The organism is Myxococcus sp. AB025B (assembly GCF_006518215.1).
In the GTDB taxonomy this organism is placed as follows: Bacteria; Myxococcota; Myxococcia; order Myxococcales; family Myxococcaceae; genus Myxococcus; species Myxococcus fulvus.
Genome location: NZ_SRLW01000283.1, coordinates 1 through 12,688, shown reverse-complemented (window position 1 = coordinate 12,688; position 12,688 = coordinate 1). Strand labels below are relative to the sequence as shown.

The following is a 12,688-nucleotide window of genomic DNA, read 5'->3' as shown; positions in this document are numbered from 1 at the left end:
GTCATGACCTGCTCTCCTGGGTCTCGCCGGTGGGCCCACCGCAGTGGATGTGATTGCGCGACGGGCGCGAGGCGAGCAGCCGGTCCGTGAGCGTGTAGCCCGTCGTCATGGTGACGACGAGCAGCGCGCCGACGAGCGCCGGCGGCGCGGGCACGGGCACCCCCAGCCAGCGACAGCCGAAGCCGATGCCCAGGCCCAGCAGCAGTCCCACACACAGTTTCCAATTCACGCGTCGTTCTCCAAGGGGGTGCGGCGGGGGAGCGTCGGCGCGGCGCCGACGTAGTGATGGACCACGGGGGGCAGGGCGCCCTGGTGCAGCGCGCGCAGCTGCTCCTGCAGCGCCTTCTCCTCGTGGGTGACGCGCTCGTGCTGGCGCAGGTGCTCCATCCAGGAGCCGAGCACGAAGTACTCGAGGAACCGCCCGGGCTCCGCCGTGTCCTCCATGACGCCCCACTGCACCGCGCCGTCGCGCCGTCGCGTGTCGCCCAGCTGGTGCACCAGGGGGAGGAACGCCGCGCGACCCGTGGGGGCGACGTGGTACTCCACCGTCACGAGGACCGGGCCCTGGTCCTTCTCGACGTCCTCGGAGACCTGGGGCGTGGGCCAGTGGGCGGACGGCGCGGTGTCGCGAGCCATGGCCTGGTCCAGGCGGAAGCGCAGCGAGAAGAAACCCGCGAGCACCGCCGCGCCCGCCGCCACCGTCAGCGACACGGGCACGCCGAAGCGCTGGGCTACCGAGCCCCACACCAGGCCACCGCCGGCCATGCCCGCGGAGAACACGACGATGTAGAGCGACAGCGCGCGGGCGCGGACCCAGGTGGGCACCGACAGGTGCGTGGCCGCCTGGAGCGAGGACAGCACGCTGATCCACGCCAGCCCGTTGGCCACCATGGCCACGCCCAAGACCGGCAGGCTGCGCACGAAGGCCACCGTCACCATGGTGAGCGCGTAGAGCAGCGTCGCCCCCAGCACCCACCGGTCCACGCCCCACCGCGCCCGCATGCGGGGCAGCACGACGGCGCCCGCCACCGCGCCCGCGCCGATGCACGTGAGCAAAAGCCCGTACGTGCCCGCGCCCGCGCCCAGCTCCTTGCGCACGACGATGGCGAGCTGCGCGGGCAGCGCGCTGGCGAAGGCGTAGAAGCAGGCCGACTTGAGCAGCACCGAGCGCAAGTCTCCCGAGCGCGCCGCATACCGCAGCCCTCCGCGCAGCGCGGTGCCGAAGGGCTCCGACGGGAGCGTGGACTCCGCCTTCGCCCGCCGCCAGGACACGAGCGCCAGCAGCACGCCCAGATAGGAGACGGCGTCGATGGAGAAGGCCCACCCCACGCCGAAGCGCGCGACGATGAGCCCACCGAGTGCGGGGCCCACCGAGCGCGCGATGTTCATCCCGATGGAGCTCAGCGCCACGGCGGGCGCGAGCAGGGGCCTGGGGACCAGCTCCGCGGTGGTGGCCGCCTGCGCCGGCATGGCCAAGGCCGCGCCCATGCCCAGGGCGAACGTCAGCCCCAGCAGCGTCCACTCCGTCATCTCCCCCACCATGGAGGCCCACGCGAGCAGCGTGGCCATGACCAGCATCCACACCTGGATGGTGATGAGGTAGCGCCGCCGGTCGACGATGTCCGCCAGCGTGCCCGCCACCAGCGCGAACACGACGACGGGCATCGTGGTGGCCGACTGCACCGCGGCCACCATCAGCGGCGAGCCGGTGCGCTCCGACATGAACCACGCCGCGGCCACGTCGTGCACCCAGGTGCCGATGTGGCTGGCCAGCACCGCGAGCCACAGCGTGCGGAACGTGGCGTGACGCAGGGGCGCCAGGGCCCCCACCTCCTGGGCCACGGGCGCGGGGCCCGCCGCGACGTTCGCTTCAGAAGGCATAGCAGAGGCACCCCAGCGCTCCCCAGAAGCCCGTCGCGTCGGAGGTGGGGACCTCGTGGCGTGACGCGTGTGTCCTCCCGTGGCCGTGCACGGCGCAGCCGTCGCCGTGGGCGTGTGACGCGTTGGCGAGGGCCTCGCGGGCCTGGGCCAGCGTGCCGCCCTGGTAGCCGCCGAAGCGATTCACCGGGGACCAGTCCGGCATGGGCCGGGGCAGCTCGGGCGCCAGCGGCTCGAAGTCTCCCGTGCCGTGCACCACCCGGCCGCCCACCACCGTGAGCACGCTGGTGATGTGCTGGATGGACTCCTCGGGCACCTGGAAGTAGTCCGAGGACAGCACGGTGAAGTCCGCGAGGTAGCCCCGCTTGAGCAGTCCCTTCTTCTCCTGCTCGTGGGAGAACCACGCGCTGCCGTGCGTCCACAGGCGCAGGGCCTCCTCGCGCTCGAGCAGGTTGTCCTCGCCGTACATGGACAGGCCGCCCAGCGTGCGGCCCGTGACGAGCCAGTACAGCGCCACCCAGGGGTTGTAGCTGGCCACGCGCGTGGCGTCCGTGCCCGCGCCCACCGGCACACCCAGCTCCAGCATCTTCCGGACGGGCGGCGTGCGGCGCAGGGCGTCCTGGCCGTAGCGCTCCTGGAAGTACTCGCCCTGGTAGACCATGCGGTGCTGCACGGCGATGCCGCCGCTGAGCGCGCGCACCCGCTCGATGTTGCGCTCGGAGATGGTCTCCGCGTGGTCGATGAACCAGTGCAGGCCGTCCAGCGGCACCTCGCGGTTCACCTTCTCGTAGACGTCCAGCACCCGGCTGATGCTCTCGTCGTAGGTGGCGTGGATGCGGAAGGGCCAGCGCTTGCTGGCGAGCAGGTGGACGACGGACTCCAGCTCACCCTCCATGCCCGCGGGCAGCTCCGGGCGGGGCACGCGGAAGTCCTCGAAGTCCGCCGCGGAGAACACCAGCATCTCGCCCGCGCCGTTGTGGCGCATCATGTCGTCGCCCTGCCGGGGCGAGAGCATGCGGGTCCAGCGCTCGAAGTCCGCCTGCTCGGAGCCCTTCTTCTGGGTGAAGAGGTTGTACGCGATGCGCACCGTCAGCTCGCCGTCGGCGTGCAGCTTCTGGATGATGTCGTAGTCCTCCGGGTAGTTCTGGAAGCCGCCGCCCGCGTCGATGACGGAGGTGACGCCCAGCCGGTTGAGCTCGCGCATGAAGTGGCGCGTGGAGTTGAGCTGGTACTCCGGCGGCAGCTTGGGGCCCAGCGCGAGCGTGGCATAGAGGATGAGGGCGTTCGGGCTGGCCAGCAGCAGGCCGGTGGGGTTGCCGCGCGCGTCGCGCTCGATGCGGCCCCCGGGCGGCTCGGGCGTGTCCTTGCCGTAGCCCACCGCGCGCAGGGCGGCGCCGTTGAGCAGGGCCCGGTCATACAGGTGGAGGATGAAGACCGGTGTCTCGGGCGCCGCGGCGTTGAGCTCGGCGAGCGTGGGCAGGCGCTTCTCGACGAACTGGTGCTCGCTGAAGCCTCCCACCACGCGGACCCACTGGGGCGCGGGCGTGCGGGCCGCCTGCTCACGCAGCATCGCCATGGCGTCCGCCAGCGAGCGCACGCCGTCCCACCGCAGCTCCAGGTTGTAATTGAGCCCGCCGCGAATCAGGTGGATGTGGCTGTCATTGAGGCCGGGGATGAGCCTGCGCCCGCCCGCGTCGATGACCCGGGTGGAGGCGGTCGCGAGCGCCATGATGTCTCGCTCGTCTCCCACGGCCTCCACGACGCCGTCGGTGATGGCCAGGGCTTGGGCCTGGGGGAGGTCCCGGTCCAGGGTGGTGACGCGGGCGTTGCGGACAATCAGGTCGGCCATGAGGGGGAGCTCGTGCAGAGGGGGAGGCGGGACGACGGCCCGGCGGAGCGCTCGAGAGGGGGCTTCGAGTCCACCGCCGGGGTACGAAGGGGCACGGCGGACGTCAGTGACCGCCGCCCTCGGAGGCGTTGAACATGCTCTTGGCGTACTGCACGCCCAGGCCGTAGCCGCCGCCGTGGGCGACCGCGACGCCCGTGGTCATGGCGTAGGTGGCGCCGCGCGCCCAGTCGCGCTGGAGCTCCAGCAGGTACTGGAGGCTGGTCATGGGGATGGCGCCGGCCTGCACCATGCGCTGCACGGCGCGCTCGTGGGCCTCCTGGGACACGTCACCGCTGGCGTCGGTGATGACATACACCTGGAAGCCCTGGTCGATGGCGGACAGCACCGGGCCGACGATGCACACGCCCGTCCAGAGACCGGCGAACACGACTCGGGACTTGTCGAAGCGGTTGACCTGCTCGGTGACGTTCGGGTCCTCCCAGCAGTTCATCGTGGTGCGGTCGATGACCTTCGCCTCGGGGAAGACCTCCTTGATTTCAGGGAACAGGGGGCCGGAGAAGCTCTTCTCCGCGACGGTGGTGAGCAGCGTGGGGACGCGGAAGCCCGCGGCGGCCTTGCAGACGAGCGCGGTGTTGTTGCGCAGCAGCGGCAGCTCGATGCTGTGCGTGGCGAAGGCCATCTGGGACTGGTGGTCCACCAGGATGAGCGCGTGGTTGTCCGGGGTGAGCAGGCTCTTGCCGGGCGTGGGGGAGGCGTTGGGCATGGGGCGTCTCGGGGGACTTCGGGGGTGTCAGGGAATTGATTCCAGTCATTGTCATGAAACACGGGGAGGCCCGTGTCGGCATCACCCGAATGGGGGATGCGCCGTTTCGATGGGCAGCCTCGCGGATGTGAGTCTTTTCACGGGGCGACGACGGGGGTACCTTGCGACGCATGACTTCGAAGGACGCGAACATCCGCATCCTGGTGGTCGACGACCATCCGATGTTGCGTGAAGGGCTGTGCGGGATGATTGCCGGTCAGCCGGACATGACGCTCGTGGCGGAGGCGGAGACGGGCGAGCAGGCGCTGAGGGCGTACCGGACGCACACGCCGGACATCACGCTGATGGACGTGCAGATGCCGGGGATGAACGGCATCGACGCCATCACCGCCATCCGCGCGGAGTTCCCCACGGCGCGCATCATCGTGCTGACGACCTACAAGGGGGATGCGCAGGCGCTGCGCGCCATCAAGGCGGGGGCGTCCGGCTACCTGCTCAAGAGCATGCTGCGCAAGGAGCTGGTGGAGACCATCCGGAGCGTGCACGCGGGCCGTCGCCGCATCGCCGCAGACATCGCGTCGGAGCTGGCGGAGCACGTGGCGGATGACGAGCTGACGGCGCGCGAGCGGGAGGTCCTGCTCTGCGTGGCGGCGGGCAACGCGAACAAGGAGGTCGCCGCGCAGATGGGCATCTCCGAGGAGACCGTCAAGACGCACATGAAGAACGTGCTGACGAAGCTCTCCGCGCGGGACAGGACGCACGCCGTGGTGGTGGCGATGCGCCGGGGCATCATCGACCTGTGAGGTGAGCCGGGCTCAGGGTTTGGTGGCCTCGCGGGTCATCTCCACCATGGTGGGGCGCCAGCCCAGGCGGGCGAACATGCGCTGGGCGGCCTCGTTCTTCGCGGCGGTGTGCAACACGACGCGCGGCACGCCCAGGGCGGTGAGCCGGCGCATGAGCTCCTCGGCGAGCTGGGCGCCCACGCCCGCCTTGCGCGCCTTGGCGTCCACCCAGAGGTCGTGGAAGCCTCCGGAGCGATCCAACAGGGCGTTCCAGTCCACGGGCTCCACGCGGCCGTAGGCGTAGCCCACCACCTCGCCATCCATCTCCGCGACGATGACGACGGCGTCCGCCTTGCGCGCCTCGCGTCCCAGCCACCAGCGGTAGCCGGACTCGACGTCGTCGGGCAGCATGAAGCGCTGCTGGTCGAAGTCGTGATGGAGCTGGGCGAGCGCCGCGCCCATGCGGCCCAGGGCGGGTTCGTCGGAGGGCTGTGCGGGACGGACGGTGACGGCCATTCGGGGCTCCTGCTGTGTGTCGCGCGAGAGGCGTGCGGGGCGGAGAGACTCACACAGGCCCGAGGCGCGTGCACGGCTCGCGTTGCCACTGTAGGGTGGTGGACCGTGTCGTCCGGGGCCGACCGTTGCGCCGGGAAGGGCGTGTGAAGCGCTGGATGGCTACAAGAGTCCGGCCGAAAACAGGCACGGGCTGGAGGGCCAGGAAAGTCCGGCCGAAAGCGGGCCACGGGCTGGAGGGCCAGGAAAGTCCGGCCCAAAGGCAGACGCCTGGGTTCGTGGAAGATTTGTCTTCACAAGAGACGGCCGCGCGAGCAAGGCTCGAGGAAGAACGCGAGCTGTGACGACGTCTCGTCGTGGAATGGCACCGGGCCATCGCCACGAGGAATCCTGACACGTCCGTCGTGGGGCACGCGCTCTGCTGATGTTTGTCAATCAATGACGAAGGAGCTGGGCATGTCGAAGTCGACGGAGTCGAGTCCTGGGAACTCGCAGTCTCACGCATTCCGGCTGGGGAATCGGCCGGACATCCTGACCATCCTGGTCCTCGCAGCGGCTGGGCGGCTGGAGGAGCTCGCGGGGAGGCCCGCTGCGGGACAGACGGGCGTCACGTTGCGATGGGCGATTCGGGTCTGGCACATGCTCGACCCCGTTTGTTTCCCCTCGCCGAACCTGGATGACTACGCCATGGTCAACGCGGTCGAGGCGGTTCATTACCGGGGCAAGACCGGTCGGACGGAGGGGACCGAGCAGGAGATTCGCGCGGAGGGGAATCTGCGTCGCCTTCGGGGCGTGTTGGCTGGATACGATTGCATCGTGGCGCTGGGGCAGAGTGCGATGACCGCCGTCGAGGCCGCGGGGTCCGAAGCCCTGTACTCGGGAAACCACCCGTCCCTGCAGGCCCTCAACCGCATGTACGTGTCGTCGGAGAGGACGCCCGTGGAGCGGCGGGCGGATCGGGTCGCGCAGTGGGCCAGGACGGTGATGGCCTGACGACGGCGGAGTGAGCGCGGAGGTCGCTTGGGGCTTGCTGTCAGCCGACGAGCCGCTTGCTCTTGTTGCGCCGGCGCTCTCGGACGTCGGAGCTGACCATGTCCACCATGCTCGTCCCCGCGATGCCGGCGACGGCGAGGCCGCCGAACATCACCACGTAGCTGGACACGCCCGCGCCACCGCACTCGACGCACGCGATGGCCGGGTCGTCCGGCGCGTAGTGGACGGCCATCTTCGTGCCGGAGGCATACCGGCGCGTCAGTCGCTGTGCGTCCGGCAGCGCGCCCGTGTCGTTGCCGCCGAAGGAGACGGTGTCGGACGTGTAGTGGCTGCCGCCCACCGTGTACTCGTAGCGCACCTCGGGGTGGAAGCGGGTGTTGCGCCGGTCGTGCATCGTCTGCACGGACGAGGAGACGACGGTGCCCTCGGTGGTGGGCCACTGCTCGCTCGCATGCGCGCGGTACAGCAGGCGCCCGCCTCCGTAGGCCAGCATCACGCCGAACAGCAGCATCAACCCCATCATCAATCCCTTCATCATCTCGGCCTGTCCTCGCGCTGGCCCGGGGAGGCCCCAGGGCTCACGGTTCGCTTCCTGCAGTGCAGAAGCCGCGCCAGCATCTCTCCTCGGGGCCATCATCCGGCGATGGGGCAATTCGCCCCGCGTGGGGCGGTTCGCCCCAGGCCCGTTCGCTTGGGGCTCCCCGGAACGCGTCAACGGGGGCAGACTGTGAGGACCATGCCCTCCCTCGACACCGAGCTGGAAACCGCCCGTCGAATCGCCCGTGAAGCAGGCGCCGTGCTGCTCCAGGTCTACGCCACACCCTTCGCGGTGGAGGACAAGGCGGGCGGGCAGGGGCCCGTCACCGAGGCGGACACCCGCGCCAACGCGCTCATCGTGGACGCGCTGCACCGGGCCTTCCCGAAGGACGGCGTGGTGGCGGAGGAGTCGGAGAACGATGCGGTGGCGACGCGCTTCGAGCGGTGCTGGTTCGTGGACCCGCTCGATGGCACCCAGGAGTTCGTCCATCGCAACGGCGAGTTCGCCATCCACATCGGGCTGGCCATCGGCGGCGAGGCGCGGCTGGGCGTCGTCTATCGGCCGGTGGGGGACAAGCTCTACTCGGGCGTGGTGGGGGAGGGCGGCTTCGTGGAGGAGGCGGGCGCGCGCCGGGCCCTGCGGGTGTCGGACGTGGCGGAGCCCTCGGCGCTGCGCCTGGTGGTGTCACGCTCACATCGCTCGAAGCTGACGAACCAGGTGGTGGCGCGGCTGGGAATCACCCGCGAGCAGGAGTCCGGCTCGGTGGGCATCAAGTGCGGCCTGCTCGCGGAGTCCATCGCGGACCTCTACCTGCACGTCAGCTCCAAGAGCTACCGCTGGGACAACTGCGCGCCGGAGGCGGTGCTGCGCTCCGCGGGCGGAATCCTCACGGACCTGGGCGGCACGCCGTATCGCTACGACACCGCGGAGCTCCAGAACGTGCGCGGCCTGTTGGCCTGCAACGCCACGGCCTTCCCCCACGTGCAGCCCGTGGTCACCCGCTTCGCTCGCGAGGCGGGGCTGCTCGAGTAGGGGCTCCGACGTGCGTCAGGCTTCATCCGCCGCGTGGCGGAGCTGCGCGAAGAGCCGGGCCAGGTCGGGGAGCTGGTAGTGGGCGTTGAGCCCGCTGGGATTCGGCAGCACCCACAGGCGCGTGGCGCCGAGCGTCTCCGGCTGGAGCCCGAGCTTCGCCTTGGGCCTCGCGAAGGCCGTGCGGTACGCCCCCACGCCCAGCACCGCGAGGAAGCGCGGCCGATGGCGACGGACCTTGTCCTCCAGGGACTTCGCGCCTGCCCTCAGCTCCGAGTCGTCGAGCTGGTCCGCCGTCGCCGTGGCCCGGTCGACCACGTTGGTGATGCCCAACCCGAACCCCAACAGCGCCCCCTGCTCCGAGGGCGACAACTGCCGGGGCGTGAAGCCCGACTGGTGCATCGTCGGCCAGAAGCGATTGCCCGGGCGCGCGAAGTGGTACCCCACCACCACCGAGTACAGGCTGGGATTGATGCCGCAGAACAGCACGCGCAACCCCGGGCCGATGAGGTCCGGCATGGTGTGGCCCATGGCGGCATCGAGCTCCTCGCGCGTGGGTCGCCGTGATGCGGGCATGGGGCGCTTCTCGCACCCCTGGCGGGCCATGACAACGCTTCGCTGGCGCCCGGCGCGTCCGCTGGGGCACTCTGTCGCGATGCGTCCCCGTGGGGACGTCCCCTTCTGATTGCTGGAGACCCCGCACATGGCTCACATCGTGACGCTGACGCTCAACCCCGCCATCGACGTCGCGACGTCCGTGCCGGAAGTCACGCCGGAGCACAAGCTGCGCTGCGGCTCGGTGCGCAGGGACCCGGGCGGCGGCGGCATCAACGTGGCCCGCGTGGTGCGCGAGCTCGGCGGTGAGTCCATCGCCGTCTACACCCGCGGCGGCGCCACGGGGCTGCTGCTCGAGGAGCTGCTGGAGGAGAAGGGCCTCCTTCGCCGCTCCATCCCCGTGGAGGGCTCCACCCGCGAGAGCTTCACCGTCGCCGAGGGCAACAGCGCCCGCGAGTACCGCTTCATCCTCCCCGGCCCCGTCCTCACCGAGCGCGAATGGCAGCGCTGCCTGGACGCGGTGGGCGAGGTGTCCCAGGGCGCCGCCTTCATCGTCGCCAGCGGCAGCCTGCCCCAGGGCGTCCCCGAGGACTTCTACGCGCGCGTCGCGCGACTCGCCAAGAAGCTGGGCGTGCGCTGCGTGGTGGACACCAGCGGCAAGGCGCTCGCCGCCGCCCTGGAGGAGGGCGTGTTCCTCGCCAAACCCAACCGCCGCGAGCTGCGGGAGCTGACGGGCATGCAGGTGGAGGACCTGGACGCCCAGGCCTCGGCCGCCCGGGAGCTGGTCGCCCGGGGCCGCGCGGAGGTGCTCGCCGTGTCCATGGGCGCCGATGGCGCGCTGCTCACCACCCGCGACGTCCAGCTCCGCGCCTCGCCGCCTCCAGTGCAAACCCACAGCTCCGTCGGAGCCGGGGACAGCTTCGTGGCCGGGGTGACGCTGGCGCTCGCCCGGGGACAGTCCCTGGAGGAGGCCCTGCGCTGGGGCATCGCCTCCGGCACCGCGGCGCTCCTGTCCCAGGGGACCGACCTGTGCGTCCGGGCCGACGTCGAGCGTTTGTTCATGCAGGTGAAGGCGCTGCCCATGGCGCGTTCGTAACCCGGGTGGGCCTTGCCTCCTCGCACGCCCGCCGGGCGGGGCGGCGGCATGTCTCGACAAGGATGGCCGGGATTGACCAGAGTGCGCTCGCGTGTCCGCCCCCACTCCGCCGCTCCCCGCTGATTCCCGTGTCCGCCTCGGCCCCTGGCATTGGGTCGCGCTCCTCGTCGGCGTGACGCCGCTCGTGGTGTACGCGTTCTCGCCGCGCGTCGGTGACCTGGACCTCTACTTCCGGACGGCGCGCGCGTTCCTCACCGGGGCCACGCCCAACCAGGACTTCCGCTTCGAGTATCCGCCCTACGCGCTGCTCTGGTTCGTGCCGGCCGCGTGGCTGCGCTCCACGCAGTGGGAGTTCGTCCCCGTGTTCGGCCTGCAGCTGGCCATCATGGACGGGCTCATCAAGTGGACGCTCCTGCGCGAGGGCGCGCGGCGCTGGGGCCGCGAGTGGCGCTCCGTCGTCCCGTGCCTGGCGTACTCGGTGACGTCGTGGGCGGCGGCGCTCTACTACCTCAAGCGCTACGACCTCATCCCCGCGGTGCTGACGCTGGGCGCGCTGGTGGCGCTGGCCCGGCGGCGGGACGCGCTCGCGGGCCTGGTGCTCGCGGTGGGCATCGTGACGAAGCTCTACCCCGTGGTGCTGGTGCCGCTCGCGGTGGCGGTGTGCTGGAAGCGCGGCACGCTGGGCAAGCTGGTGATGGGATTGACGCTGGGCGTGGCGCCGCTGGTGCCGCTGAGCTTCGTGTGGCCGTGGTGGGGCTTCGCGTCGTTCCACGTCGACCGGGGCCTGCAGGTGGAGTCGCTGGGTGCGTCCCTCCTGTGGGCGGCGCACCACCTGGGGCTGGTGAAGGGAGTGCTCTGGGTGCACGCGCCGGCGGCGTACGAGCTGCACGGCGCCGTGGCCGAGGGCGTGAGGGCGACGACGCGCTGGCTGTGGGTGGCCGGCTCGCTGGGCATGGCCGCGCTGGGCATGTGGTCGGTGCGCCGCAAGATGCCGGAGCGGGTGGAGGACCTGGCCCGGCTGGCGCTGGGGCCGCTGGTGGCCTTCATCATCCTGAACCCGGTGCTCAGTCCCCAGTTCCTCACGTGGCTGATGGGCGCCGCGGCGCTGTCGCTCCTGTCCGGCTCGCGCTCGGTGGCGGTGCTCGTCCTGGTGGCGGCCATCCTGTCGCGAGGCGTCTTCGTGGGCCCCACGTACAAGCATGGGCTGGGCATCCCGCAGACGCTGCTCCTGCTCACGCGCAACGGGCTGCTGATGGCCGCGGCGGTGCTGCTCGTGCGTGATGCGTGGCGCCGGGCCTCCGCGAGCGCCTCCGCGCCGGACGCCTCCGTGCCGCCGGTGGACTTCATCCCCGCGGCGACGGAGCCGGTGGACCCCGCGAGCGTGGGGCTCGCCGCTCAGCGACGGTAGGGCACGCCGCCCTTCATCACCCATCGCACGCGGCGCACGGCGGAGATGTCCTTCGTGGGCTCTCCGTCCACGGCGACCAGGTCCGCGAGGAGCCCGGGCTTCACCTGCCCGAGCGAGTCCTCGCGGTGCAGCATCCGCGCGTTGCCGGACGTGGCTGCCTGGAGCACCTGCACGGGCGTCATGCCGTACTCCACCATCAGCTCCAGCTCGCGCCCGTTCTCTCCGTGCGCGAACACGCCCGAGTCCCCGCCCACGCACATGGGGACCCCGGCCGCGAGCGCCGCGCGGAAGCTGACCTTCTTGGACTGGATGGCGGCGGGCTCCGGGTCCACGCCCTTCTTCCAGCCGTGGTAGCGGTAGAGCGCGTCGCCGGCCGCGAGCGTGGGGCAGAAGAAGACGCCCCGCTGAGCCATGAGGCGGAAGACCTCCGTCGTGCCGCCGTCGCCGTGCTCGATGCTCTCCGCGCCGGCGAGCACCGCGCGGCGCATGCCCTCGGGTGTGCTGGCGTGCACGGAGACGGGACGGCCGCCGTCGCGCGCGGTGTCGACGATGCGCTTCAGCTCCTCGAGCGAGTAGGTGGGGCGCGCCTCGCCACCGGGGCCCCAGCGGTAGTCGCCGTAGACCTTCACCCAGTCCGCGCCCCGGCCCATCTGTTCGCGCACCGCGCGCACCAGCGCGTCCTCGCCGTCGGCCTCCTCGGCGCCCTGGGGGACGTGCCACTCGGGGGCGAAGCCCTTGGGGCCGTAGGTGCCGCTGGCCACCAGCGAGCGCGTGGCCACGAGCAGGCGGGGGCCGGGGATGATGCCCTGCTGGATGGCCTGCTTGAGGCCGACGTCCGCGTCACCCGCGCCCTCGGTGCCCAGGTCGCGCGCGGTGGTGAAGCCCGCGAGCAGCGTGGCCTTCGCGTGCTGGGTGGCGCGGGCCACGCGCAGGGCCAGGGCCTCCTTCAGGACCTGGTCGTTCCAGTTCGCCTCGTTGTACGGGTGGAGGAAGAGGTGGGAGTGGCCCTCGATGAAGCCGGGCAGGAGCGTGGCGCCGGCGAGGTCGACCCCCTCGGCGCCCTCGGGGACCTGGACCTGGCCCGCGGGGCCGGCGGCGGTGATGCGCTCACCGGTGACGACCACCACCCAGCCCGCGTGGGGCTTCGCGGTGACGCCGTCGAAGACGCTCGTGGGGCGGAGCACGTAGCTCTTGGGTGGCGTGGGGCTCGCGGGCTGCTGGGCCGAGGCCGTGGTGACGACGAGGGCGAGGAGGAGGGCGCGCATGGCGGTGCCGGGGAGTGGG

Annotated in this window: 13 protein-coding genes; 5 read left to right on the top strand and 8 right to left on the bottom strand. The window is 71.4% G+C overall.

Annotated elements, in window-relative coordinates:
- Position 1: 1 nt before the first annotated feature.
- The 4 genes from FL311_RS33880 to FL311_RS33865 all read right to left on the bottom strand — a co-directional run bounded on the left by FL311_RS33880 (position 2) and on the right by FL311_RS33865 (position 4,490).
- Complete coding sequence (locus FL311_RS33880) at positions 2-229, bottom strand: DUF1427 family protein (protein ID WP_046712631.1); 228 nt, start codon at positions 227-229, stop codon at positions 2-4.
- Complete coding sequence (locus FL311_RS33875) at positions 226-1,881, bottom strand: MFS transporter (RefSeq protein ID WP_141331834.1); 1,656 nt, start codon at positions 1,879-1,881, stop codon at positions 226-228. Before FL311_RS33875 ends, FL311_RS33880 begins: the two co-directional genes overlap by 4 nt.
- Positions 1,871-3,727 (bottom strand): amidohydrolase, encoded by a 1,857-nt coding sequence (locus FL311_RS33870; RefSeq protein ID WP_141331832.1) that lies wholly within the window; start codon positions 3,725-3,727, stop codon positions 1,871-1,873. Before FL311_RS33870 ends, FL311_RS33875 begins: the two co-directional genes overlap by 11 nt.
- Positions 3,728-3,830: 103 nt before the next feature.
- The gene (locus FL311_RS33865) at positions 3,831-4,490 is read right to left on the bottom strand and encodes a hydrolase (protein ID WP_141331830.1); all 660 of its coding nucleotides are present in this window, start codon (positions 4,488-4,490) and stop codon (positions 3,831-3,833) included.
- 170 nt (positions 4,491-4,660) lie between these two features.
- Between FL311_RS33865 and FL311_RS33860 the strand changes: the two genes are divergently transcribed.
- Complete coding sequence (locus FL311_RS33860) at positions 4,661-5,293, top strand: response regulator transcription factor (RefSeq protein ID WP_141331838.1); 633 nt, start codon at positions 4,661-4,663, stop codon at positions 5,291-5,293.
- A gap of 12 nt (positions 5,294-5,305) precedes the next feature.
- Here FL311_RS33860 and FL311_RS33855 read toward each other — a convergent pair whose 3' ends face one another.
- Positions 5,306-5,788 (bottom strand): GNAT family N-acetyltransferase, encoded by a 483-nt coding sequence (locus tag FL311_RS33855; RefSeq protein ID WP_141331828.1) that lies wholly within the window; start codon positions 5,786-5,788, stop codon positions 5,306-5,308.
- A 453-nt stretch (positions 5,789-6,241) separates the two neighbouring features.
- Here FL311_RS33855 and FL311_RS33850 point away from each other — a divergent pair, with 453 nt between their 5' ends.
- On the top strand, positions 6,242-6,778 hold the full coding sequence (locus tag FL311_RS33850; RefSeq protein WP_141331826.1) for a hypothetical protein: 537 nt from the start codon (positions 6,242-6,244) through the stop codon (positions 6,776-6,778).
- A 40-nt stretch (positions 6,779-6,818) separates the two neighbouring features.
- Here the strand turns inward: FL311_RS33850 and FL311_RS33845 are convergent, their stop codons facing one another.
- Positions 6,819-7,316 carry a DUF3592 domain-containing protein gene (locus FL311_RS33845; RefSeq protein WP_194869467.1) on the bottom strand — a complete coding sequence of 166 codons (498 nt, stop codon included), beginning with the start codon at positions 7,314-7,316 and terminating at the stop codon, positions 6,819-6,821.
- 198 nt (positions 7,317-7,514) lie between these two features.
- Between FL311_RS33845 and FL311_RS33840 the strand changes: the two genes are divergently transcribed.
- Positions 7,515-8,348 (top strand): 3'(2'),5'-bisphosphate nucleotidase CysQ, encoded by an 834-nt coding sequence (locus tag FL311_RS33840; RefSeq protein WP_141331822.1) that lies wholly within the window; start codon positions 7,515-7,517, stop codon positions 8,346-8,348.
- Between the two features lie 15 nt (positions 8,349-8,363).
- On the opposite strand, the gene mug is transcribed toward FL311_RS33840, so the two are convergent.
- Positions 8,364-8,921: a G/U mismatch-specific DNA glycosylase gene (gene mug / locus FL311_RS33835; protein ID WP_305036176.1), complete on the bottom strand. Its 558-nt coding sequence runs from the start codon at positions 8,919-8,921 to the stop codon at positions 8,364-8,366.
- A gap of 127 nt (positions 8,922-9,048) precedes the next feature.
- Between mug and FL311_RS33830 the strand changes: the two genes are divergently transcribed.
- Both FL311_RS33830 and FL311_RS33825 read left to right on the top strand, forming a co-directional pair.
- Entirely contained in the window at positions 9,049-9,996 is a 948-nt protein-coding gene (locus tag FL311_RS33830) for a 1-phosphofructokinase family hexose kinase (protein WP_141331820.1), read from the top strand.
- A gap of 91 nt (positions 9,997-10,087) precedes the next feature.
- Entirely contained in the window at positions 10,088-11,404 is a 1,317-nt protein-coding gene (locus FL311_RS33825) for a glycosyltransferase 87 family protein (RefSeq protein WP_141331818.1), read from the top strand.
- Here FL311_RS33825 and FL311_RS33820 read toward each other — a convergent pair.
- The coding region (locus FL311_RS33820; RefSeq protein WP_228557266.1) for an amidohydrolase family protein at positions 11,392-12,688 on the bottom strand (1,297 nt) is incomplete at its 5' end. The two genes, FL311_RS33825 and FL311_RS33820, sit on opposite strands and share 13 nt — an antisense overlap.